The sequence below is a fragment of the Sphingomonas sp. AC411 genome, assembly GCF_979253035.1.
Genome location: NZ_CEEDAQ010000001.1, coordinates 1,717,593 through 1,742,028, shown reverse-complemented (window position 1 = coordinate 1,742,028; position 24,436 = coordinate 1,717,593). Strand labels below are relative to the sequence as shown.

General features: G+C 65.4%; 16 protein-coding genes and 3 pseudogenes. 9 read left to right on the top strand and 10 right to left on the bottom strand.

Annotated features, from left to right (window positions below; genetic code table 11):
• Window positions 1–2: 2 nt before the first annotated feature.
• From AC0IX7_RS08925 to AC0IX7_RS08895, 7 genes and pseudogenes are all read right to left on the bottom strand, one after another.
• Window positions 3–374 (bottom strand): annotated as a pseudogene (locus tag AC0IX7_RS08925) (mannitol dehydrogenase family protein); the annotation flags it as partial.
• A 107-nt stretch (window positions 375–481) separates the two neighbouring features.
• Window positions 482–1,894 carry a glucuronate isomerase gene (gene uxaC / locus AC0IX7_RS08920; RefSeq protein ID WP_471811436.1) on the bottom strand — a complete coding sequence of 471 codons (1,413 nt, stop codon included), beginning with the start codon at window positions 1,892–1,894 and terminating at the stop codon, window positions 482–484.
• Entirely contained in the window at window positions 1,891–3,057 is a 1,167-nt protein-coding gene (gene uxuA / locus AC0IX7_RS08915) for a mannonate dehydratase (RefSeq protein ID WP_471813809.1), read from the bottom strand. Before uxuA ends, uxaC begins: the two co-directional genes overlap by 4 nt.
• 294 nt (window positions 3,058–3,351) lie before the next feature.
• Window positions 3,352–4,926 carry a TonB-dependent receptor gene (locus AC0IX7_RS08910; RefSeq protein WP_471811434.1) on the bottom strand — a complete coding sequence of 525 codons (1,575 nt, stop codon included), beginning with the start codon at window positions 4,924–4,926 and terminating at the stop codon, window positions 3,352–3,354.
• A gap of 569 nt (window positions 4,927–5,495) precedes the next feature.
• Complete coding sequence (locus AC0IX7_RS08905) at window positions 5,496–6,386, bottom strand: TonB-dependent receptor plug domain-containing protein (RefSeq protein WP_471811432.1); 891 nt, start codon at window positions 6,384–6,386, stop codon at window positions 5,496–5,498.
• 235 nt (window positions 6,387–6,621) lie between these two features.
• Window positions 6,622–7,077: a FadR/GntR family transcriptional regulator gene (locus AC0IX7_RS08900; protein ID WP_471811431.1), complete on the bottom strand. Its 456-nt coding sequence runs from the start codon at window positions 7,075–7,077 to the stop codon at window positions 6,622–6,624.
• On the bottom strand, window positions 7,035–7,367 hold the full coding sequence (locus AC0IX7_RS08895; protein ID WP_471811429.1) for a FadR/GntR family transcriptional regulator: 333 nt from the start codon (window positions 7,365–7,367) through the stop codon (window positions 7,035–7,037). Before AC0IX7_RS08895 ends, AC0IX7_RS08900 begins: the two co-directional genes overlap by 43 nt.
• 283 nt (window positions 7,368–7,650) lie before the next feature.
• On the opposite strand from AC0IX7_RS08895, the gene AC0IX7_RS08890 reads away from it, so the two are divergent.
• From AC0IX7_RS08890 to AC0IX7_RS08860, 7 genes and pseudogenes are all read left to right on the top strand, one after another.
• On the top strand, window positions 7,651–9,063 hold the full coding sequence (locus AC0IX7_RS08890) for a 3-keto-disaccharide hydrolase (protein WP_471811427.1): 1,413 nt from the start codon (window positions 7,651–7,653) through the stop codon (window positions 9,061–9,063).
• Window positions 9,064–9,076: 13 nt separating this feature from the next.
• Entirely contained in the window at window positions 9,077–10,399 is a 1,323-nt protein-coding gene (locus AC0IX7_RS08885) for a Gfo/Idh/MocA family protein (RefSeq protein ID WP_471811425.1), read from the top strand.
• A gap of 1 nt (window position 10,400) precedes the next feature.
• Window positions 10,401–10,616 carry a hypothetical protein gene (locus AC0IX7_RS08880; RefSeq protein ID WP_471811423.1) on the top strand — a complete coding sequence of 72 codons (216 nt, stop codon included), beginning with the start codon at window positions 10,401–10,403 and terminating at the stop codon, window positions 10,614–10,616.
• Window positions 10,610–11,254 carry an FAD:protein FMN transferase gene (locus AC0IX7_RS08875; RefSeq protein ID WP_471811421.1) on the top strand — a complete coding sequence of 215 codons (645 nt, stop codon included), beginning with the start codon at window positions 10,610–10,612 and terminating at the stop codon, window positions 11,252–11,254. Before AC0IX7_RS08880 ends, AC0IX7_RS08875 begins: the two co-directional genes overlap by 7 nt.
• A complete protein-coding gene (locus AC0IX7_RS08870) occupies window positions 11,251–12,522 on the top strand; it encodes a Gfo/Idh/MocA family protein (RefSeq protein ID WP_471811419.1) in 1,272 nt (423 codons plus the stop codon). The genes AC0IX7_RS08875 and AC0IX7_RS08870 overlap by 4 nt, the downstream gene beginning before the upstream one ends.
• A pseudogene (locus AC0IX7_RS08865) lies at window positions 12,495–14,399 on the top strand (Gfo/Idh/MocA family protein); the annotation flags it as partial. The gene AC0IX7_RS08870 and the pseudogene AC0IX7_RS08865, both read left to right, overlap by 28 nt.
• A 145-nt stretch (window positions 14,400–14,544) precedes the next feature.
• Window positions 14,545–15,849 (top strand): glycoside hydrolase domain-containing protein, encoded by a 1,305-nt coding sequence (locus AC0IX7_RS08860; RefSeq protein ID WP_471811417.1) that lies wholly within the window; start codon window positions 14,545–14,547, stop codon window positions 15,847–15,849.
• Window positions 15,850–16,040: 191 nt separating this feature from the next.
• On the opposite strand, the pseudogene AC0IX7_RS08855 reads toward AC0IX7_RS08860, so the two are convergent.
• Window positions 16,041–17,211, bottom strand: a pseudogene (locus AC0IX7_RS08855) (cellulase family glycosylhydrolase).
• A 219-nt stretch (window positions 17,212–17,430) separates the two neighbouring features.
• Window positions 17,431–19,578 (bottom strand): TonB-dependent siderophore receptor, encoded by a 2,148-nt coding sequence (locus AC0IX7_RS08850; RefSeq protein WP_471811415.1) that lies wholly within the window; start codon window positions 19,576–19,578, stop codon window positions 17,431–17,433.
• A gap of 257 nt (window positions 19,579–19,835) precedes the next feature.
• On the opposite strand from AC0IX7_RS08850, the gene AC0IX7_RS08845 reads away from it, so the two are divergent.
• Window positions 19,836–21,131: a DUF5690 family protein gene (locus AC0IX7_RS08845; protein ID WP_471811413.1), complete on the top strand. Its 1,296-nt coding sequence runs from the start codon at window positions 19,836–19,838 to the stop codon at window positions 21,129–21,131.
• Between the two features lie 6 nt (window positions 21,132–21,137).
• Here AC0IX7_RS08845 and AC0IX7_RS08840 read toward each other — a convergent pair whose 3' ends face one another.
• Window positions 21,138–21,896 (bottom strand): DeoR/GlpR family DNA-binding transcription regulator, encoded by a 759-nt coding sequence (locus AC0IX7_RS08840; protein WP_471811412.1) that lies wholly within the window; start codon window positions 21,894–21,896, stop codon window positions 21,138–21,140.
• Window positions 21,897–22,059: 163 nt separating this feature from the next.
• Between AC0IX7_RS08840 and AC0IX7_RS08835 the strand changes: the two genes are divergently transcribed.
• Entirely contained in the window at window positions 22,060–24,378 is a 2,319-nt protein-coding gene (locus AC0IX7_RS08835; protein ID WP_471811410.1) for a TonB-dependent receptor, read from the top strand.
• Window positions 24,379–24,436: the final 58 nt, after the last annotated feature.

Here is a 24,436-nt window from a genome sequence, read left to right as displayed (position 1 = left end):
CCGGCGAATGCGCGCGCGAGGTGGTGGTAGAGCGTGCCGCCCGCCCGCTCCACGGCGGCAAGGTCGAGCGATCCGTCGACGCGACGATGATAGCCTTTCTCGGTCACGGTCATGGTCACGATCGCCGCGTCTGGCGATACGAGCGCGCGGTGGAGAGCATCGTTTGCGGCCGATGCGGCCACCACGTCGCGGACCGACCCGATCAGCCGTGTTTGCGTGCCGTCCGCGTCGTTCTCGGTCACCGTGAACAGGCCGTCCTGCGGGACCAGTATGTCGTGGACGGCCGGCGATCGCAGCGACGCGCCGACGATGCCCCAGTCCCGGTCGCCCGCCGCCATGGCGCGGTCGGTAAAGACCGCCTGATGCGCGCGCATGAAGGCGCCGATGCCGAGGTGGACGATGCCGATACGCTGGCCCATCCGGTCATAGTCCGGCCGCGCGACATTCGCCGGCAGTCGGTCGACCGTGGCAGCGGACAGTCTCACAAGCGGTAGGCTCGGCGCGCAAGCCCGACGGTCAGCTCGTGCGCGAGGTCGGCTGCCTCCCAATCCGCCAGCCGGTGCTCGGCGACGAGACGCGCGAGAAACGCGCAGTCGACGCGGCGCGCGACGTCGTGGCGCGCGGGGATCGACAGGAAGGCCCGTGTGTCGTCGTTGAACCCGACCGTATTGTAGAAGCCTGCCGTCTCGGTCGTCATCTCGCGGAAGCGGCGCATGCCTTCGGGTGAATCATGAAACCACCAGGCGGGGCCGAGACGCAGGCAAGGATAATGGCCGGCGAGTGGCGCGAGTTCGCGCGCATAGGTCGATTCATCGAGCGTGAAGAGGATGATGGTGAGGCTCGGATCGTTGCCGACCTCGTCGAGCATCGGGCGCAGGCCGTTCACGAAATCGGCGCGCGCGGGAATGTCGGCGCCGCGGTCGCGTCCGTGACTGGCGAACAGGCTAGCGTTGTGATTGCGGACGCTGCCGGGATGGATCTGCATGACCATGCCGTCCTCGATCGACATGCGCGCCATCTCGGTCAGCATCTGCGCGCGGAACAGTTCGGCATCGGCCGGCGTCGGATAAGGACCGATGACGCGGGCGAACAACGCCGCCGCGTCGCCCGGATCGAGGTTCGCGGTCTGTGCGGTCGGGTGGCCGTGATCGGTCGCGGTCGCCCCTGCGGCACGAAAGTCAGCGCGGCGCTTGCGGTGTGCGGCGAGATAGCCGGGCCAGGCCCAGACATCCTCGCCGGTCAACGCGGCGAACCGCTCCATCGTCGGCCGGAACGCCTCGTGCTCGACATCGATGACGCCGTCGGGACGGTAGGTCGTCACGACGCGGCCCGTCCAGCCGGAGTCGCGGATCGCACGGTGCGCGTCGAGCGGATCGTCGGCGCCCTCGGTGGTCGCGAGGAATTCGATCCCGAACCGCTCGAACAGCGCACGCGGGCGAAACGCGTCGGTCGCAAGTCGTTCGGCAATGCCGTCGAAATACAGGTCGCTCGTCGAGGCATCCAGCGCCACGTCGAAACCAAGCACCTCGGCGAAGACGTGATCCAGCCACGCCTGTGACGGTGTGCCGCGGAACAGATGGTAATGACTGGCGAGTGTTCGCCAAGCCTCGCGCGGGTCGGTGTCGGGTACGCCCTGCCGTGACGGTACCCCGAGCCGATCGAGCGCGATGCCCTGGCTGTAGAGCATCCGGAACAGATAATGGTCGGGCGCCAGCAACAGGCTGGTCGCGTCGCGCCATGGTTCGTTGGTCGCGAACCAGCGCGGATCGGTGTGGCCGTGCGGCGAGACGATCGGCAGCGTGGCGATCTCCGCATACAGCGCGCGGGCGATCGACCGCTGGTCCGGATCGCTGGAGAACAGCCGATCGGGCGAGAGGCGAAGCGGGCGGCTCAAGCGTGCGCGGCCATATGTGCGATCCCGCGCTCAAGACCGCGCAGTTCGGCGAGGCCGCGCATCCGCCCGAGCAGCGAGTAGCCGGGCAGCGTGTGCTTCGAGAGATCGTCCAGCATCTGGTGGCCATGATCGGGGCGCATCGGGATCGAGCGTCCCTCGCGCGTCTGGAGGGTATGAATGGCGGCGACCAGCGCGACCATATCGGCATCACCGGCGAGATGCGCGGCCTCGTGGAAGGCACCATCGGGTTCGCGTTGGACCGATCGCAGGTGGAGGAAGCCGATCCGGTCGCCCAGCCGCTCGATCATCCCGGGAAGGTCGTTGTCCGCACGGGCGCCGAACGAGCCGGCGCAGAAACACAGACCGTTGGAGCGGTTGGGCACCCGCGCGAAAAGCGTCGTGACATCGGCCTCGGTACTGACCACGCGGGGCAGGCCGAACAAGGCGAAGGGCGGATCGTCGGGATGCACCACCAGCCGCATGTCGAGTTCGTCGGCCAGCGGGCAGACCGCCTCCAGGAACGCGATGTGGTTGGCGCGAAGTCCCTCGGCATCGATCGCGTCATACTGCGCCAGGGCGTCGCGGAACCGATCAGCGGTGAAGGTCTCCTCGCTGCCGGGCAGTCCTGCGATGATCGTCTTCTCGAGCAGGCGGCGCGAGTCCGTATCCATGGCTGCGAACCGGCGCTCGGCGCTTTCGACAAGCGCTGGGGAGTAATCGCGCTCGGCCCCCGCACGCCGCAGAATGTGGATATCGAAGACCGCGGCGGCCTCCAGTTCGAAGCGAAGCGCACGCGCGCCGTCGGGCATCGTCCAAGCCAGGTCGGTGCGCGTCCAGTCGATGACCGGCATGAAGTTATAGGTGACCGTGCGGATTCCGCACGCGGCCAGGTTGGTCAGGCTCTGCCGGTAATTGTCGATCAGCACCTCCCGATCGGCGCCGAATGTCTTGATCGCTTCGTGCACCGGCAGGCTTTCGACCACCGACCAGACGAGCCCGGCCGCCTCGATCTCGGCTCGGCGTGTCGCTATCGCGTCCTGCGGCCAGACGGCGCCATTCGCGATCTCGTGCAGCGCGGTCACGATGCCGGTTGCGCCGGCCTGGCGAATATCGCGCAACGTTACTGGATCGGAGGGGCCGAACCAGCGCATCGTCTCGATCATTGGCACCCAGCGTCCTCCTCGATTGCGCGGACCTTCTGGTCTCGCTGCAGTTCATGCCTGTTTAGCAATCACAAATCTAATAGGCCAGATGGAATAAAGTGGTCAGGCCATTTTGTGGGGCGGAGATCAAATGGTGAAGGCAAACGCTTCACAATGACTTCTCCGGGTTCGCGCAACTCCGCCGGGTCTTGCTCGGACAGAAAAATGGGTGCGCCGGGGATAATTTGCGGCGCACCCTTAGGTTGGTCGACATCGGCAATGGGGAGCGCCGATGTCGACGGGGGAAGGAAGAATTCAGAACTGGAAATTGACCGCCAAGGCGTAGGTGCGGCCGAAATAGGAGGTGTAGAGGGGGTCCTGGCGTGTCGTGTCGACGGTCAGGCGGTTGGTCTCGTTTGTGATGTTGGAGACCTCGGCGATCAGCTTGATATGTTCGTTCAAATTGTACGAGGCCGATGCGTCGACGAAGATCGAACTCGCGTTCGATGTCGAATCCGCATCGACCGAGCCGCTGGGAACCGCCGTCAGGAACGCCGCGCGGTAGTTCACCGTCGAGCGGATGCTGAACTTGTCGTCTTCGTAATAGAGCGTCCCGCTTGCGGTTTCCGGTGACAGCCCGACCAGCGGCGCAGTCCGGGAAAGCGTCGGCGATATGACGTAATTGATGTTCGAACGAACCCGCGTGAAGTTGCCGAGCGCGCCGAAATTGCGCAGCACGCCGGGCAGGAAGGTGAAGGGCAGCTGGACGTTCACCTCGAACCCGCGCAACGGCCCGCCCTCGGTATTGTTGCTGCGCTGGACCGTGAACACATCGGTCGGACGCAACTGCGTACCGTTGAGCAGGGTCAGCGGCAGGCCGATGTCCTGGAACGCGACCGCCTGGCTGGTCGTCTGGATATAGCTTTCGATGTTCTTGTAGAAATACGCGACCGAGATCAACGAACCCTTGGCGAAATACCATTCGAGCGCCGCGTCGAATGTATTGGCGCGGATCGGTTCGAGGAACGGATTGCTGAAGGATGCGGTCTGGATCACGAGGTTCGCGGAGCCCGCGGGGATCAGCTGGCCGTACGCTGGTCGTGACATGACACGCGCCACCGACGCACGCGCGATCAGATCCGGCGTGATGTCCAGCGCGAGGTTCGCCGACGGCAGCCAGTCGTCATAGCTGCGGCTGACCTCCGATATCACGAAACGCGACGGATAGAGCGAACCGGCGGGCGCCGCCGAGGTGATCGGACCGTACGTGTCCAGGCTGGTATGGACGTAGCGGACGCCGGCATCGCCGCGCAGCGCGAAGGGCAGGGAGTTGGCGGTGTTGAACTTCACCATGGCGTAGCCCGAGCCGTATTTCTCGTAGACGCCGCCAAACGTCCCCTTTGCGCATTCGAGGCTGCAATAGACATAGTTGTCGAGGCCGACCGTATCGCGGAACTTCTCCGGATCGATCGAGACGAAATCCTGCAGCAATCCGTCGAGGTTGCTGCCGACGCCCTTCGTCACGGTGGTCAAACTTGCGAGCGTGACGCCCGCGGGCAGATCGAGCGGCGTATTGGTGGCAAGTTGCCGCTCGCGCGCGGTATATTTGTTCGTGCGGTACTGGCCGCCGACCTGAAGCGTGAAGTCGGGCGCCGCCTCCCATTCACCATTGAGTTCGAACGTCTTGCTGGTGATCGTGTTGCGGCGGATGAAATTCGACAATTGTCCGCGCTGGTCGCCGTTCGCGAGCGGTGGGCCGTATTGGAATAGCGCGGGATTGGCCGTGTCGATCCCGTAGCCGATCTTCGGAATGTCGGGATTGTCGCGAAAATCGATCGAGAAATCGCGCGTGTCGTTCGAGATCGATCGCGACTTGCAGGCGGTCGACATCGAGCCGCGACTGGTTGATGCCGGCCAGGCCATAGACCCGAACGGTATCCGAGAAGCGGTGGTCGAAGTTCAGATTGACCTGGCGATAGGTCGACGTGAACTTCTCCTGCTGCATCTCCGACCGCAGATCGACGCCGTCGAACAGGCCGTGGACCAGCGACCCGTTGTCGTCGACCTCGATCTCGCGGACCGACGTCAGGGGCTGGCCATTGTTCGAGATTGCGCGACCGAACGACCGTGCATCGAAATACGTGTCGAGCCGATCGACCTTGAACCGCGAATACAGGCCGTCGAGCGATATGTCGGTGTTGGCGCTGGGCTTCCATTGCAGTGTCAGCGTGCCGGCGAGACGTTCCTGGTCCTGGCTGCTCTTCACCGGGCGGGGCAAGCGCGGGAGGAAGACACCGCCGCCCGGACGACCGTTCACCCCGGTACGGCTCATGATATAGTCATAGGCCGCCGCGGTGCCGGTGCGGGGATTGCCGGTGCTGCAATTGTTGGCGTCGGCGCCGATCGCCGTGGCGTTGGGCTGGGTATAGCCTCCGACCGGGCTGTTCGTCGCGGCGCCGTTATAGGTGTAGCCGACGGGCGTGCAGAACGGGAAGATGACGCCGGCGTTCGCGGTGCCCGCGGGCTGGGCCTGACCGTAAACCGTGGTCGGCACGACATCGACTGCCGAATAGGCATATTCGTCGATATGGCGCTTCGAATAGGCGACGCTGCCGAGGATGCCGAACGTATCGCCGAACTTCTTGGAGACGAGCGCGGACAGCCGCGGATCGGCCTTTTGCTGATGTCGTTATAGATGCCGCGCGCGGTACCGGTGAGGACGAAATCCTTTTCTGGTCGAACGGCTTGGGTGCGCGAAGATCGACCGTCGCGCCCAGCGAGCCTTCCTCGACATCCGCCGACAGTGTCTTGCGGACCGAGAGCGCGGAGAAGATTTCGGTCGGGAAGGTCACGAAGTCGAAGGAACGACCTGTCGCGACGCTACCGCGAATGTCGCTGCCGCTGACCTGCGACACGCCTTCCATGCCGTTGATGCGGACGCGTGTGAACTGCGAGCCGAGACCGCGGACCGAGATGTTGCGGCCTTCGCCACCGTCACCGCGCGAGAGCGCCACGCCGGGAATGCGCTGCATCGATTCAGCGAGGTTGGAGTCCGGGAACTTGCCGATATCCTCCGCGACGATGCTGTCGATCGCGGCGGTCTCGTTACGCTTCTGGTTCAGGGCGTTGTTCAACGCCGCACGAAACCCGGTCACGACGATATCTGCGTTCTCGGCTTCCGGTGCGACCTGGGGTGAGGTGCCGGGATCTGGCGGGCTCGTCTGACTGTCCGCAGGCTGCGGCATCTGGCTGCCCGCAGCCTGCTGGGCCGTGGCAGGCGCGGCGATAAATAGGCTGACGATGCTCGTCGAGATAAGCAGTTTGCGCTTATCGAAGCTCTTACGGCTCAAAGACCCTCTCCCGATAGGCCGAGCGCGCTGAGTTGACGCTGCTCGACATTTTGCCGCCATGGTTTTCCATGGTCGACGTAGTTCGTCAGGTATCAGTCCAATTTAGATATGACAATACTGAATCATTTGGTCAGGGAGATTGTTCGACCAATTCGATCCGACTTCGATCCTGCCGCGCTGAGACTAGCGGAGAACGTGGCGGGAGGGTCCGCTGCAGACGCGACCGATCGTCAGATCAGACCGAACGTCGGGCCAGGGCGCGGCGCCGTTGGTCGGTAGCGGCGCGCGCGCGCTCGACGGCCTCGGTCTCGGTGACATCGAGCAGGTGGTCGATCACGCGCGCAAGGTGATCGCGCATCGCATTGCGTGCGTCGATCGGCGATCGCGCCTCTAGCGCACTCAGGATCCGGCCATGTTCTGCCATGCGGTTCTCCGTGCCGAGGCTGCCCGCCTTCGCCAGCACTTCGCGCGCAAGCGGCGAGCGGAAGCGCATGTCCCAGAAGTCGGTGACGGCAGAGATGATGACGGCGTTGCCCGTGGCCTCCGCGATCGCGATGTGAAAGCGACGGTCCGCGTCCTCCGCCACCAGCGTATCGTCCTGATCCATCTGCGCCAAAAGGCTGCGCAATTCGACCAGCTGCTGTTCGGTTATCTCGGTCGCGGCGACGGCGGCGACCTCGCCTTCGAGCATGCGGCGGGCCTCGGTGATTTCGAACGCGCCGATGTCGAGCTCTTTTCCGAGTCGTTCGAAGAGGAGGCGAGCACGAACACGCCCGATCCCTTGCGGGCCTCGACCATGCCCTTCATCTCGAGTGCGATCATCGCCTCCCGGATGGTCGGGCGGCTGACCTGGAACCGCTCGGTCAGGTCGCGTTCGGCAGGCAGGCGCGCGCCGACCTGATACACGCCGTCGGCGATATCAGAGATGATCGCCTGCACGATCTTGCGATAGAGTTTGCCGCCGCCTTCAGTGCCTTGCATTACAGTCCTCATCGAATGCGCGCGCGGCTCGGCCGAGCGTCGACGCCGCGTCCACACCGCGTTGCGTAAAGCATCGGCGAGCCGAGTGCAGCCGAAAACCGCGCTGCGGTCCGATAAAAATGCCTTACAATCATGTTGCATGTGGCCCGACCACAATTTAAGACGTGGTTCAGGAGAGGCCGTACGACAGCGACATGTCGGCGGTAAATGATGCGAGACGACCGGACCTGTCCGGAGAGGGTTGCCCAACCCGCGCTCGCAGAAAAGAGAAAAGGGGAGGCGAATGGCTCGAGCGCTCGCAATTCTGGCCTTGGCGGCCGTGCCGTTGATGGCGCAGGCATCAGTCGATGCCGGGGCCCAAGCTGCACCGACGCAGCAATCCTCCGCTAACCAGGCAAAGGCGCCGTGGCGCGATGTGACCCCGCGCGAGGGGTTGGCCGGCTGGCGTGCGACGGGCGGCAAGGCGAGCTATGCTTTCGAGAATGGCGAGCTGATCGGGCGCGCCGAGCCGGGCAAGACCAACAGCTGGCTCGTATCCGAGGCGCAGTATGGCGACTTCATCATCGAATTCGATGCGAAGACCGATCCGGCGCTCAACTCGGGCATGATGATCCGCGGTCAGAGCCGACCGGATTATCGTGACGGCGTGGTGCATGGGTATCAGGCCGAGATCGACCCGTCGTCGCGCCGCTGGAGTGCCGGGCTGTACGACGAGCAGCGCCGGCAATGGCTCTATACGCTGGGTCGTAACGAGGCGGCACGCCAGACTTTCCGCTCGGGCGACTGGAACCACTACCGTGTCGAGGCGATCGGCACGCGGCTGCGGACGTGGATCAACGGCGTGCCTGCCGCCGATGTGGTCGACGACGTCGATGCACGCGGCTTCATCGCCTTCCAGGTCCATGCGATCCCCGATGCCGAGGCCGCACGGCATCCTGAAGTGCGGTTCCGCAACGTGCGGATGATCACGGAGTCGCCGGCCCGGTTCGCGATGCCTGCGACGGCGCTTGCCGAGCAGGGGTGGCTGACCAATCGCTTGTCCGCCGGTGAGCAGCGCGCCGGTTGGAAGCTGCTGTGGGACGGCAAGACCGGTGCCGGCTGGCGTAGCGTCAAAGGCCAGAAGTTTCCGGCAACGGGCTGGTCGATGGCCGACGGTGTGTTGCGCGTCGAGGGTGGCGGTGGTGGCGGCGATATCGCGACGACCCGCGACTACCGCAATTTCGAACTGTCGATCGATTTCAAGCTGACGCCCGGCGCCAATAGCGGGATCAAGTATTTCGTCGATGCGGGCCTGCTCAAAAAGGGCGAGTCGATCGGGCTCGAATATCAGTTGCTCGACGACGAGCGGCATCCCGACGCCAAGATGGGACGCGATGGCAACCGGACGCTCGGATCGCTGTATGACCTGATCGCCGCGAAAAACCTGTCCGATCCCGACAGCCCGGGCAAGCGGATCAATCCGCCGGGCTCCTGGAACCGCGCGGTGATCGTCGTCCGGGGCACGCATGTCGAGCATTGGCTGAACGGCTTCAAGATGGTCGAGTATGACCGCGGCTCCCCGGCGTTCCGGGCGCTGGTGGCACAGAGCAAATATGCCGGCGTGCCGGGTTTCGGCGAAGGCAAGCAAGGACCGATCCTGCTTCAGGATCACGGCGACCAGGTCGAGTTCCGGTCGATCAAGCTGCGCGAACTCTGAAGGGGATGGATCGATGGACCGTCGGACGATGATCAAGGGTGCGGGTGCCACGGTGGGGCTTGGGCTCGGCATGGCGATGAGTGCGCGCAGCTATGCGCGGATCAAGGGCGCGAACGACCGGCTCAGCGTCGCGGTGATCGGCGTGAACGGGCGCGGCCAGGCGCATATGGGCGCGTTCACCAAGGTGCCGAACGTCGAGATCACGCATTTCTGCGACGTCGATTCGGCGGTGCTGGCCAAGCGTGCGGGTGAGTTCGCGGCGCGCGGCAATCCGGCGCCCAAGACCGAGGGCGATTACCGCCGCCTGTTCGACAACAAGGCGCTGGACATCATCACGATCGCGACGCCGGACCATTGGCACGCCAAGCTCGCGGTCGACGGGATGAAATCCGGGCATCACGTGTATTGCGAAAAGCCGATCGGCATCGCGCCTGCCGAAGGCGAGGCGATGATCGCCGCGCAGAAGAGCACCAAGCGCATCCTGCAGGTCGGCAACCAGCAGCGATCGAGCCCCGAGACGCGGCAGCTGCTCGCGCTCGTCCAGGCCGGCGACCTGGGGGACGTGTACGAGGCACAGACCTGGTACGCGAACAATCGCAAGACGATCGGCAAGGGGCAGGTGACGACGCCGCCGGCCAATCTCAACTGGGACATGTGGCAGGGGCCACGGCCGCGCGCGCCGTATCGGTCGAACCTGGTCCCCTACAACTGGCACTGGTTCTGGCAATACGGGACCGGCGAACTCTGCAACAACGCGATGCACGAACTCGACGTTGCACGCTGGCTGATGGGGCTGACCTATCCCAAGACCGTGTCCGCGCAGGGCGCCAAGCGGTTCCATGCCGGCGACGACTGGGAAATGTACGATTCGCTCGCGCTGGACCTGAACTACGACAACGACCGGGTGATCCGCTGGAACGGCCAGAGCTGCAATGCGATGCTGACCTATGGGCGCGGACGCGGCGTCCTGTTGCTCGGCACCAAGGGATCCGCGGTGGTCGATCGCAACGGTTTCGAACTCTACGACCTTGCGGGCAAGTCGATCCGGCAGGTGATGGCCAAGGCAACGTCGGAAACGACCGGTACGGTCGGCGAGGGTGTCCTCGACGTCTATCACGCCGGCAATTTCGTCGACGTGATCCGCGGCCGCGCCTCGGCGCTCAATTCGCCGATCGCCGAGGGACATATCAGCACGACGCTCTGCCATCTGGGGAACATGGCCTATCGCACCGACAGCGTGCTGACCGTCGATCCGACGACCGGCAAGCCGAGCAGCGCGGAGGCGATGAAGCTGTGGTCGGTCGCGTACGAACCGGGCTGGGAGGTCAAGGCCTGACGTGAGCATCGTTGCGCAGGTCGAGCGCTTCGTTGCGATGGGAACGCGGGTCGAGCTGCACGTGTTCGGCGGCGAATTTGCGGATGCCGTGATCGCGGCGCGGCGCGCGATCGAGGAGGTCGACGATGCGTTGACGATCCATCGACCGTCGCCGACGACCGCGGTCAACGACGCGCTCTCGCCGGGCGCGGCGTCGCGATCGACGATCCGGTGCTGATCGAGGCGCTGACCGCGATCAAGGACGTGCATGCGCTGACCGTCGGGCTGTTCGATCCCGCGATCGACCAGCGGTTCGGCGGGGCGGGGTGGGGCGATGTCATGTTCGACGCGCGCACGGCGCGGATCGCGGCGACGCGACCGCTCGCGCTGGATTTCGGTGGTTTCGGCAAGGGGTTTGCGCTGGATCGGGCGTGCGCGGCGTTGCGCGATGCGGGCGTCGTCTCGGCGTGTCTCTCGGCGGGCGAGAGCTCGCTGGCGGTGATCGGCGAGCATCCGCTCGGGGGCGGCTGGCCGTTCGCGATACCCCATCCGTCGATCGACGGCGCGGTGCTGATCGAGCTCGACCTCATCGACGAGGCGCTGTCGATCTCGACGACGGTGGGCGCGGGCACGCATGCGCCCGAGCGTGCGGCGATGATCCGGCCGAGCGATTGCGCGACCGTGACCGCGGCACGCTGTGCGGTGGCGGTCGATCGCAGCGGCGGCAGGGCGGAGGCGCTGAGCACCGCTTTGCTGGTCGCGGATGACGCTGGCGCGCGACGACTGGTGGAGGGCGCGCCGACCCACCGTTTTCTATATGATCTTTCCCAAGAGGCGGCGCCGACCGTCGACGAAGCGAGGATGCCCGCGGCATGACCGACAAGGATTTCGACCTCACGCGGCGATCGTTCATCGATCGCGTGATGATGGCGACCGCTGGCGCCGGAATGGCGGCCGCGGCGCCCTGGGCCGTGTCCGCGGCGTCGGCGGCGGGTGCCGATCCAGCGAAGACGAACCCCGTACGGCTCGGCGTGATCGGCACGGGCGACCGGGGCCGGACATTGATCCAGAACATCAACAAGACGCGCAGCTGCGCGGTCGTGTCGATCTGCGATACCTATGCGCCGAACCTGGCGAAGGCGCGGCAGTGGGTCGGCCCGACGACGCGCGTCTTCAGCGATCACCGCGCGATGCTCGACGCTGGCGGGATCGATGCGGTGGTGATCGCGACGCCGCTGAACCTGCATGCGCGGCACAGCTTCGACGCGTTCGATGCGGGGCTGCATGTGTGGTGCGAAAAGGCGATGGCGCGCACGATCGCGGATTGCGGCGCGATGGTGACCCGGTCGCAGGCGGCGAACAAGGTGCTCCAGATCGGCCATCAGCGGATGTTCCACCCGACCTATCTCAACGCCTTGAAGCGCGCCAAGGCCGGCGAGATCGGATCGCTGACCCAGATCCGGGCGAGCTGGCACCGCAACAATGCCTGGCGTCGCGCGGTGCCTGCCGACGCCACCGATCGCCAGATCAACTGGCGCCTGTACCGCGACAGCTCGGCGGGGTTGATGACCGAACTGGCGACGCACCAGCTTCAGGTCGGCAACTGGTTCTTCGACGCGCCGCCGACGCGGGTGATCGGCTCGGGCAGCATCTGTTTCTGGAAGGACGGCCGCGAGGTCTACGACCATGTCGCGCTGATCTACGAATATTCGGGCGGGCGAAAGTTCATCTACACCTCGCTGCTGAACAACGCGCGCTATGGTTGCGAGGAGCAGATCCAGGGCAGCAAGGGCACGATCGAGCCCGAACTCGGCCGCATCTATCAGGAGGTGCCGGCCAAGGTACTGGCGCTGCAGCGGATGCAGAAGGATGTCGCGCGTGGGCACAAGCGCACCGTGCCGATTGGCGGCGCCACCTGGTTCCCCGAGCTGCCCGTGACGACGCCCGGCGAGTCGCTCGGCTGGGGCGAATATGACGAGACGATGCTGCAGTTCGAGGGGTTCGGCGCGGCGGTGCGCGCGGGCAAGCCGCTGCCCGGCCTGCTGCGCCAAGCCTATCAGGCGAGCGTCGCCTCGCTGCTCGGCGAACAGGCGATGGACCGCGGCGACGCGATGACATGGCCGACGAATCTGGTTGCGATCTGACAAGGGGAATAGCTGTGACCGATACCAACCGACGCGGGGTCCTCGGACTTGGCCTGACCGCTGGCCTCGCCGCCGGGTTTGCCGCCGACGCGTTCGCACAATCCGCCACGCGCGGCGATGCGCCCACCGAAGGCGCGGTCGCGCGTCCGGCACCGGAGGCGAAATACCGCCTGCCGTTCGCGGTGATCGGGATGGACCACAACCACATCTATGGCATCACCGATGCGATCATCCGCGGCGGCGGCGTGCTCACCGCGTTTTATGCGACCGATCTGAAACAGATCGCGATGTTCAGGAAGCGCTACGGCGACGTGAAGCTCGCGCGATCCGAGCAGGAGATCCTCGACGACCGAACGATCAAGCTGGTGTGCAGCGCGGCGATCCCCAGCCTGCGCGCACCGCTGGGCATCCGGGTCATGCGTGCGGGCAAGGATTATCTCAGCGACAAGGCGGCGGTGACGACGCTGAAGCAGCTTGCCGACGTCCGCCGCGCAATCAAGGAGACCGGGCGCAAATACGGGATCATGTATTCCGAACGGCTTGAGGTGCCTGCCGCGGTGATGGCGGGGCAACTCGTCCATGACGGCGCAATCGGGCGCGTGATCCAGACCGTGAACCTCGCACCGCACCGGCTGTCCGCCGCGAGCCGCCCCGACTGGTTCTGGGACCCGGCGCAGAACGGCGGTATCCTGACCGATGTCGGCAGTCACCAGGCCGACCAGTTCGTCTACCTGACGGGCAGTAAGCGCGCGCAGGTGCTCGCATCGCAGACGGGGAACTTCGGCAATCCCGCGCATCCCAAGTTCGAGGATTTCGGCGACATGATGCTAAGCGGCGACGGCGGTTCGGGCTATGTCCGCGTCGACTGGTTCACGCCCGACGGCCTGCCGACCTGGGGCGACGGCCGCCTCTTCATCCTCGGCACAGAGGGCTATATCGAGCTCCGTAAATATGTGGACATCGCAGGGCGGCCGGGTGGCAACCACCTGCTGATCGCCGACAAGAAGGGGACGCGCTACCTCGATTGCTCGAAGGTGCCGTTGCCGTTCGGGCCGCAGTTCGTGACGGATATCGTCGAACACACGTCGGTCGCGCAGGATCAGGAGGGTGCGTTGCTCGCGGCCGAACTCGTGCTGACTGCCGAGGCACGCGCGACCCCGCAAGACGATGAACCGGTGGAGGGGCGGATCGGCAAGCGCACGGCGGTCCGCCGCATCGCTGGCGTCGATCGGTTTCGGCCTCGCTCTGGCCTCGGTGGCGTCGGTGGCGCAGGGAGGGGCCGGGACGGGGGCGGCGCCGGTCAGGATCACGTACCGCTCAGCCAATATGTCGACCCGCTGCTCGGGACGGGCGATGACGATCAGGGCGACACGATCCCCGGTCCGACGCTGCCCGCCGGATCGATCCACCCGAGCCCGAACACGATCACGTCGACGACGAGCAATGCGGGCTATGACCGCGACGCACCGCTGAGCGGGTTTGCGCAACTCCATACGCAAGGGTCTGGCGGCACGCCGAGCTACGGCACGTTTCTCGTCTCGCCCCAGACCGGCACGTTGCAGACGCGGGAAGCCGATCATCTCTCGCCAAAGCGGAACGAACATGCAGCGGCCGACGGGTATTCGGTGACCCTGACGCGCTATGGCACCGACGTGGAGATTGCCCCGGCACACCATGCCGCGCTGTACCGGTTCACTTTTCCCCGCTCCGGCTCCCGGTCCGACGATGCACACCTGCTGTTCGACGTCACCCGCAAGATCATGGGCCAAATGGGGAGCGCGGGGTCCGACGTGACGCTGTTTCCCGACGAAGGGAAGATCGTCGGCCGGGTCCGCACCAAGAACTACTGGTCGCCCGCGCAGGTCGATATCTGGTTCGTCGCAAGGTCGATGCGAAGCCGACCGCGTGGGGCGTCGAGCGATCGAACGTGCGGCGGGCGGGCGCGACCAGCGGCAGCGCCCCGCCGACCAGCCGCTGCGCGCCTGGTGGACGTTCGGCAGCACCGATCGCAAACCCATCGAGATGAAGATCGCGGTCTCCTTCGCCAGCGCGCAGCGTGCAGAGGAGTTGCTCGAGCAGGATATACCCGGCTGGGATCTGGCCGGTGTCCGGATGGCGGCGGCCAAGGCCTGGAACGACGCCCTGGCACGCATCACGATCGAGGGCGTCGGAAAGGCAGATCGCCGCCGGTTCTACACGTCGTTGTATCACAGTACGATCCAGCCCCGCGATCGATCGCAGGACCAGGTGGAAAGCGAGCGGACGTCGCCGCTCTATGACGATCACTACACATTATGGGATACGTACCACACGCTCTATCCCCTGATGTCGATCGTCCGGCCCAGGACCTATGCGGGCGTGATCGGATCGTTCATCCGGACGTGGGAACGCTATGGCGCGGCCGATACCGCGTTTATTTCCGGCCGCAATTTCCATATCGGGCAGGCGGGCGACGAGGTCGACAACGCGATCGGCGAGGGCTTTCTGCGCGGCGTGGCCGGGGTCGATTGGACGAAAGCCGCCGATGTCGCCCTGTTCAACGCATTCGAACGGCGCCGGCCACGGTATCTCGTCGACGGCTATTTCGCGGTCGGCGATCGCAGTCCCGAAGGAACGCCGCAACGGTCGCGCTCGGGTTCGGCCACCACGGGCATGGCGCTCAACGACTATTACGCGGCAAGGCTGGCGGCGGGCACGGGCCGTCCGGACGAGGCGGCGGTGTTGGCGAAGCGGGCGGGCAACTGGCGTAACGTCTGGGACGCGAATGCCGAGAGCGACGGATATACCGGCTTTGTCGGTCCCCGCTTTGCCGACGGGCGTTTCCAGCCCAACGATCCCAAGCTGGGCTGGGATGGAAAGACGCACGACAATTTCGGCTTCTACGAAGGGACGGGATGGATTTATTCCTACGCGCCGGTCCACGATGTGCCCGGGATGGTCGCGATCATGGGAGGGCGAGAGGCGTTCACCCGGCGATTGCAGCACGCCTTCGATGCCAAGCTGATCGATTTCACCAACGAGCCGTCCTTTTCCACGCCGTGGCTCTTCAGCGACGTCGGCCGGCCGGACCTGGCAAGCTATTATGCCGATGTCGTCTTCAGGCGGTTTACCGCGAACGCCTATCCCGGCGACGAGGACAGTGGCGCGATGAGCTCGCATTATGTCTTCAACCGCATCGGGCTGTTCCCGAAGCTTGGCAGCGATCTCTATTATCTTCACGCGCCGCACCAGCCGCGCACCCGGATCACGCTCGAGAACGGGCGGACCTTCACCATCGTCGCGCGCGGGCAGGGGCGGGCACGCGTTACATCCGCGCGGCGAGGCTGAATGGACAACCGCTCGACGTGCCGTTTCTGACGCAGGCCGCGATCATCCAGGGCGGCATGCTGGAACTCGAGCTGGGTCGCACGCCAAACCACTGGGGACGCTCGGCTTCGGTCCTGCCGTAATACGCCGTGATCGAGGCCGGGATCCTGTGCCCGGCCCCGGCCCCGGCCTCTGCGCCGGCCCCTGCGCCGTCAGCGGCGGCGACGTGTGCCGGACTGCGGCACGGTGATCGGTTCGCCGGGGACCACGGTCTTGGGTGCAGCGCTGAGCCGGCGGATCAGATCGGTTTCCGCTTTGCGATAGGGCGTGCCATCGGCGCGGAAGACCTCGTGGAACCAGATCGTCGGTTCCTCCATCACATACGGCTTTTTCCAGCTGTCCCAGGGCAAGCGGGTCTGTGTCTTCCCGTCGACGAACCCCCAGTTCATCATGGCGACATTGTAGCGCTTGGCGATCGGCAGCGAACCGTCGAACGTCGATCCGTTGCCGCGGGCCATATATTCGGTGCACAGGATCGGCCGGTTGTACGGCAATAGCTGACGCACGCGCGCCTCGAACGTTTCGGGCCAGCTGTAATCGTGGAACGTGATGACGTCGGACTGGCCGAGCTGCAGCTTCTCCATCGGCGACAGCTTGCCACCGGTCGGGGTCCAGTCGTCATGCTGCCACACGCCCGAGGTCAGCGGCTGCGACGGGTCGGCGTCGCGCGCCCAGTCGAACGCCTGCGCCAGAAGCGCCCGGACGAGCGGTTCCTTGCCCTCCTGGCCCTTATACTGGTCGGCGCCGTTGTCGGGTTCGTTCCAGACGTCCCAGCCAAGAATGCGGTCGTCCTTGGCGAACGCGCCGACGATCCCCTGCACATACGCCTTGTACGCGGGGTAGCGGCTCCGGTCGCGCAACCCGGCAGGCCCGGACCCTGCACCCAGCCCGAATTATGGACGCCGGGGATCGGCGGATGCTGTGGCCCGAGCTTTGGATCGGGATCCCAGCAGCTGTCGAACAGCACGAACAGCGGACGGATGCCGTGCGCGCGCGCCATCGTCAGGAATTCATCGACGCGGCGCTTGAAACCTTCGGGATCCTGGACCCAGAGCTGGTCGTGGAGGAACACGCGCATCGTGTTCATCCCGATACCCTGGGCGAGCCCCAGTTCGTAGTCGATCCGCTTGGGATCCCACGTCGTCGCCTGCCACATTTCGAGCTGGTTGATCGCGGAAGCGGGGTGTAGTTCGCACCCACCAGCCACGGTTGCTTGGCGTACCAGGCGGTGGCCTGCGCCTCGGTCCAGCGCGGACGGGCGTCGGCGGTGCCGGCGGTGAGTGCGTTCGTCGCCGCGAGCGCGGCCAGCAGTAATTTTTTCATGCCTTCTCCCGTGTCAGCGCTGCTCGGACAGCGTCGTGCGATGCCGCTCGTGTCGGCCGCTTAAGTCGAACGCTGCAGGTCCTGACCGGTTAGGTCTACACGCACTTCGCCGTCATCGGAATGGTCAGTTTGTGGCAGGGGCAGTCTGGTCGCGCAGGGCATCCACCACGGCGACGGCGAACTGGCCGCCGTCGCCACGCTTACCCATGCATCTGCACGTCAGTATCGCACGCTGATCGTTCCCATCACCGAGCGTGGGGCGCCGTAATAGCCGCCGTCGAAGTTGGTTGCGGTCAGGTATTTGGTGTTGGTGACGTTCCGCAGGTTTACCGCGGCCGAGATGTTCGGGGTGATGCTGTACGCCGCCAACAGGTCGAGCAACGCGTAATTGCCCTGCCGGCCCAGCCCGCTCGGCGAGATGATGCGGCTCTGGTACTGCGCGGCTGCGCCCAGCTTGAGCGCGGGCAGCATCGGCAGCGTATAGCTGAGGTTCAGCCGCCCGGTATTCCGTGCGACATAGCGGCGGACCGGGTTGCCCTCGGGATCCTCGATCCGCATCACCGTGTATCCGCCGGTCATCTGCAGACCCGGTGCGATCTGACCGCCGACATCGATCTCGACGCCTTCAGACTGCGCGTCGATCCCGACATAATAGGTGCGGGTGACGTTGTTCTCGACGACGATGCCCGCCGCCTCGGCAGTGTTGTCCTGCCGCGTCCTGAACAGCGCGACCGTCGCGTTCAGCCGGCCGGCGAACCAGTCGCCCTTGATCCCCAGTTCGAGGTTTTCACCTTCGATCGGATCGATGATGCGCCGGTTGAAGTCGAGCAGCTGGTTCTGCGGATTGAAGATCGTCGCGTAGCTGCCGTAGACGCTGAGGTTGCGCGTCACGTCGACCGTCGCGCCTGCGAACGGCAGGAAGCGGGTGGCATCGAAATCGGTGTTCGTGCCGTAGGAGAAGCCCGTGCTCTTGGCGTGGGTCACGTTGCCGCCGAACATCACCTTCACCGCGTCGCCGGGGTTGAAGCGAATGAGGCCGTAAGCGGTCTCGCGCGTGGTGTGCGTGTTCTGGCTCGAGATCGGATCGCTCGAGAATTCGGTGGGGAAGTTGGGCAGTGGGAAATTGCCCGCGAACAGGTCGGGATACGGCAGGTACGTGCCGATCGTGCTGTCGTCGTAGCTCGACTGCTGGATATATTCCTGTGCGCTGCGGTTCACGCCGATGTTGATCTCATGCTCGCGGCCTAGGAACGTGACCGGGCCCGCGATATAGGCTTCCATCGTCAGGTTGCGGGTGGTCGCGCGGAACTTGCCGGGGTAGCTCTGGATGCCGACCTGGAAGCCGGTCGCGGGATCGATACCGATGCCGTCCGCGTCGTTCCGTAGCGGGTTGCCGTAAACGTAGAACAGCGTGTTGTTCTCGTCGGTTGCGCGGCGGATGGCGCTGGCACGGGCGACCCAGCCGTTGCCGAAGCGGTGCGTGATGTCGCCGAAGATCTGGCGATCGATGACGTTCCAGCTCGACCAGTCGGGGGCCACGTTCGACGAGCGGGCGAAGTCCAACGGCGTACCATCGCTATAGGTGATCGGGATAGCGCCCCACATCGCGCCGCGGCTCTTGTGATCCTGATGGCCGTAACCTGCGCTGACGGTCGTGTTGGCGCCCAGATCCGCCTCGACGATACCGTAGCCGACCCAGCGGCGCAGGCCGTATCGGTCGAGATAGCTGTCGCCGTCCTGATACGCGCCAACCGCGCGTGCGCGGACGCTGCCGTCCTTGGTGATCGGCACGCTCACATCGGCCTCGCCGCGATATTGATCGAACGAGCCATATTGCCCGCTCGCGCGCACCTGAAGGTCCTTGGTCGGGCGCTTGCGGATGAAGTTGACCACCGCCGACGGGTTGCCGGTCGAGGACAGCAGGCCGGGCGCGCCACGGACCACTTCGATATGGTCGTAGAAAGCGGTGTCGATCGAGCCGGTCTGGATGCCGAACGCGAACGGGACGCCGATGCCGTCGACCTGGAACGTCTGGATGTCGAAGCCGCGCGCGGAGAAATACACGCGGTCGGTCTCGCCGGCCTGCACGTTGATGCCCGGTACCGTGGCAAGCAGCGTATTGACGTCGTTGAGCTGGAAATCCTCGATCTGCGCGCGCGTGACGACGCTGATCGACTGCGGCGTCTCCCGGAGCGTCAGGTTTAGCCGCGTCGCGGTCGTCTGCCCGGGGATCGTGTAATCGCTGCTGCCCTCGGTCCGTGCGCCGGTGACGACGATCTCTTCAGTCGATTGGCCCGCCTGGAGTAGGGGCTCGGTCCCGACATCGGGCTTGTTGACGGGCTCGGCATCGAGAGTGGCCGCGGTCATCAGAACGGCGAGCAAGGCAGTCATTCGTTTCCCCAGGTAGCGCTTGCGGACTATTGGAACGTATGAAAACCTAATGCAAGTCGTTATCAATAAGATTGCGCGGTTTGCTTGATGGCGGTGCGCGTCGATCATGCGGCCGCTTTCGACGCGTTTCGTGCTCGCGCCATCCAAGCGATCATACCGGTTGCCGGCGATCTCCCCCGATAGAACCAGGGCCGTGTCACGCCGGTGAAACGTATCTGGCATAGCGACTGGCGGTGAACTCGTGGTCCCCGTCGTCGAAACTCCTCCCCGCCAAGCTACCGGCCAAGCGCCCGACCAAGCTGCTGACGATCATGCCGGGCATCGCCGCGTTCTGCGTGTATTTTGCGATGTACGGGTTTCGCAAGCCAATCGCCGCGGCGGGGTTCGATGGCGTACCCGCCGTGTTCGCCGGGCTCGACTACAAGACGGCGCTGATCCTGTCGCAGGCGGTCGGCTATGCGCTGTCCAAGATGATCGGCGTGCATGTCGTATCGGTTCATCGGCCGGAGCATCGCACGCGCCTGATTCTGTCGCTGATCGGCGCGGCGTGGGCGGCGTTGTTGCTGCTGGCGCTTTTGCCCGCCCGGTTTGGCCCGCTGGCGATGCTGCTGAACGGGTTGCCGCTCGGGATGATCTGGGGGCTGGTGTTCAGCTATCTGGAGGGGCGGCGCAACTCGGAGGTGCTGGCGTCGATCCTGACCGCAAGCTTCATCCTGTCGTCGGGCGCGACGCGATCGGTCGGGAGCCTGTTGCTGGTGCACGGCGTCGGCGCGTTCTGGATGCCGGCACTGACCGGGCTGATCTTCACGCCGCTGCTGCTGGCCGGCATGGCGGCGCTTGCCCGATCCCCACCGCCGGACGTCGCGGACTCGAAGGCGAGAGGCGTTCGCGGTCCGATGGATGCGACGGCACGGCGCGCCTATCTGAAGCGGCATTGGGTGCCGGTGACCGCTTTGGTTGCGGGCTACACGATGCTGGCGGCACTTCGCGACCTGCGCGACAATTTCGCGCCCGAACTGTGGATCGCGCTCGATCACCCGGCGACGCCTGCGCTGTACGTGGCGACGGAGGTGCCCGTGGCGGTGATCGTGCTGCTCGGCCTGGCGATGCTGGGGCTGGTGCGCGACAACCGGTATGCGGTGGTCACGATCCACGGCGTCATCATGGCGGGCGCCGTGATCCTTGGCGGATCGATGCTGGCGTTGCGCGCAGGGGCGATCGGGCCGGTGACCGGCATGATCCTGACCGGCGTCGGTATCTACCTCGCTTATGCCCTGTTCAGCGCGATCCTATTCGACCGCATCATGGCCGCGAGTCCGTCGCCTGGCACCGCGGGATTCCTGATCTATCTGGCGGACGCGTTCGGCTATTCGGGCAGCATCGGTCTGTTGCTCATGCGGAGCACGACCGCGCCCGGGCGGGACTGGCTCGGGCTGTTCCTCGATGCCGGCGTGCTGACCGGCGCCGCGTTGCTGGTGCTGACCTTTGTCTCGGCATTCTGGTTCGTTCGCCATCCGCCGCTGCGGTGAGGGCGCTCAGACGGTGTGGAGCCGGACGCCAGCGCGGGTGGCGGCATCGGCGATCACCGGCGGCGCGGGCAGGTCGGTGACGAGGTCGTGGACCTGCGCGAAGTCGGCGACATGGACGGTGCCGGCGCGGTCGAACTTTTCCGCGTCGGCGACGACGATCACCCGGCGCGCGCCATCGAGCAGCGCGCGTTTGTAGGCGGCCTCGTCGGGTTCGAAATCCATGAAGCCGCGCTTGGCCTCGATCGCGCCCATCGACAGGATCGTCGCGTCGGGCGAGAAGCCGCGCGAATACCGGATCGCCTCCGCGTCGAACGTCGCGCGGTAATCGACGTTGACCGCGCCGCCGGCCAGGAAGACGCGGATCCCGTCGCGACCGAGCATGTCGCCCGCCACCTCCAGGTTGTTCGTGACGATCGTCAGTCGTCGCCGATCGGCGAGCGCGCGTGCGACCCAGCACGAGGTGGTGCCCGAATCGACCAGCACGGTCATCCCGTCCTCGATCAGCGTTGCGGCACGGCGCGCGATCGCCTGCTTTGCATCCGCCTGGGCCTGCATCCGCAGCCGGTACGGCGCCTCCAGCCGATTGTCGGGAAGCTTGACCCCGCCATGCACCTTGTACGCGCGACCGCTCGCCTCGAGTTGGCGCACGTCGCGCCGGATCGTCTCGTCCGACACTGCGAAGTGATCGGCGAGCATCGTGATCGAACACGATCCTCGCGCTTCGAGCAACGCGACCAGACTGGCGATACGATCCGACTGCGTCACTGAGGCTTCTCCTGTCACGCCTGTTTCTCCGCATCTCCCGTCCTGCACAAGCCACAAAATACCAACCATATCCACATAATGTCACAGCCATGTCACACCGCGCTTGCAAGGGCATCGGTACGGGATGCCCGGCGAAATTCGGACCGCGGCAGGGGAAGACGACATGACCAAGTGGATGATGGGGGCTGCGATCCTCGCGATCGTGGCATCGACGAACGCACATGCGCAGACGACGGAAACGCCGGCCCCGATGCCGGACGCGGCACCGACCACCGTGCCGACCACCGTGCCGGCCGCGGCGCAGACAGGCGACGCGGAACAGCCGCGCAGCGACGAGATCGTCGTGACGGGGCAATCCACGGCATTTGCGAACACCCGCGTGACTGCGCCGATGATCGAGCGGCAGTCCGCGTTGTCCAGCGTCAACGACGTCATCAACGAACTGCCCGGCGTGTTCGTGGGCGAGGGCGATGCGTTCGGCTCGTCCGACTGGGCGACCTCGATCAGCATCCGCGGCTTCAACAGCGGCGGCGGCGGTGGCCAGCAGATCGGCTCGACGATCGACGGCCTGCCGAACGGCGGGTCGGGCTATGGCGGCGGATCGCGCGCCAACCGGTATATCGACGTGCTCGACCTGAAGACCGTCAACGTGTCGCAGGGCACCGCCGACATCTCGTCGCGCTCGAACGAGGCGCTCGGCGCGACGCTGGATTACGTGACCTCCGATCCGACCGCGGACAGCCGATTGCGCTTCACGGCGGCGGGCGGCGACTTCGGGGCGCGCAAATTCTATGTGCGCGGCGATACCGGCACCATCGCACCGAATACGACCGCCTATGTCAGCGCGTCGACCTCGCGCGTCCGCGACTGGATCGGCGGATCGGGCAAGACCAGCCGTGACCATTTGGACGCTAAGGTGCTCAGTCGTGTCGGTACGGTCGATCTGACCGGCTTCGTCTCGTACGACGATGCCGACGAGTCCGAGTTCGGATCGGTATCGCCCGCGCAGTTCGCGAACGATCCGAACCACGATGCCTATACCGACATTTGGACAGGCTTGCCGTATGTCGACCAGGCCTATCGCTCGACGTCGCGCGCGCTGCGGAAGAACCTGTTCGGGTACCTGAAGGCGCGTACCGAGGTCGGCGAAGTGAAGCTGCAGGTGGCGGGCTATTACCACCGGATGCGCGGCCGCGGCGATTTCGCGCCGCCGTACCTGGTCGATGTCCGCAACGACGGCAGCGGCAATCCCGAAAGCGAATTTGTCGGCGGCCCGACCGTGCGCGGCAGCGACGCGCTCGGCCAAATCTACTTCGTCACGCCCGCCGGTGCGGCCGCGACCATGACCGCCGGCTGCGTCGGCACCAGCGGCGTACCCGCGGATTATTCGCCTGCCTGCTACGCGTCCGACGCGACGCCGGTCATGTCGTACCGCCACACCCACTACAAGAACGACCGTATGGGCGTCACGAGCGACGTCGATTGGCAGCATGACTTCGGCGTGGTCCAGAACCAGTTCCGCGCCGGATTCTGGTTCGAGCATAGCCGCGCCAACCAACTTCGCGACTGGCACAAGATCACCAACGCGCGGGTCGGTCCGGCGTTCGACGGCACGCCCTATTACGTGCAGTTCAGCACCGACTATGGGCTCGACGAGGTGATGTATTATGCCGAGGACGCGGTGACCTATGGTCCGGTCACCGCACGCCTCGGCGTCAAGCAGTTCTTCCTCGACCAGAGCCGCACCGAACTGCTCGGGAATTTGAGCGCGACGTCGATCCAGTCGCATTCCGATCCGCTGATCAACGCCGGCCTGACCTATGCGACGCCGCTCCAGGGCCTGGAGATGTTCGCCGGCTATTCGCAGAACTTTGCGGCGATCGGCAACGGCCCGCTCGGCCAGCCGCCCGAGACGATCCGCAACCTGCGGCCGGAAACCGCCAACAACATCGAGATCGGCGCACGCTACAATACCGGCCGCGTCCAGGCATCGCTGACCGGCTACGACATCAAGTTCAAGAACCAGATCGTCTCGATCTCGTCGAACCTCGTCACCGGGATCGACTATCTGGAACAGCAGGACAGCGTCTATCTGAACGTCGGCGGGGTGAAGAGCCGCGGCATCGAGGCGGCGCTCGCCTACCGCGTGCTGCCGCCGCTGACCTTGTCGGGCAGCTTCACCTACAACCACGCGACGTATATCGGCACCGGCGACGCCGCACAGGATGCCGACGTCGGCGTGACGCCCGGCCAGCAGGTGATCAATTCGCCGCGGACCATGTGGGTGGTCTCGGCGGACTATAAGAAGTCGTTCTTCAAGGCCGGCATCGCCACCAAGTTCGTCGGCGACCGCAACATCGATACGCAGGGCAAGGCGCAGGCCGGCAGCTTCACGCTGGTGAGCGGCTATGTCGGCGCCGATCTGGAGGCGGTGAGCGAGCAACTGAAGGGGTGTCGTTCACGGTGCAGGCGACCAACCTGACCGACGAACGCTATCTGTCGAGCGCCGATGGCGGCTCTGCATTTCTCGGCACGCCGCG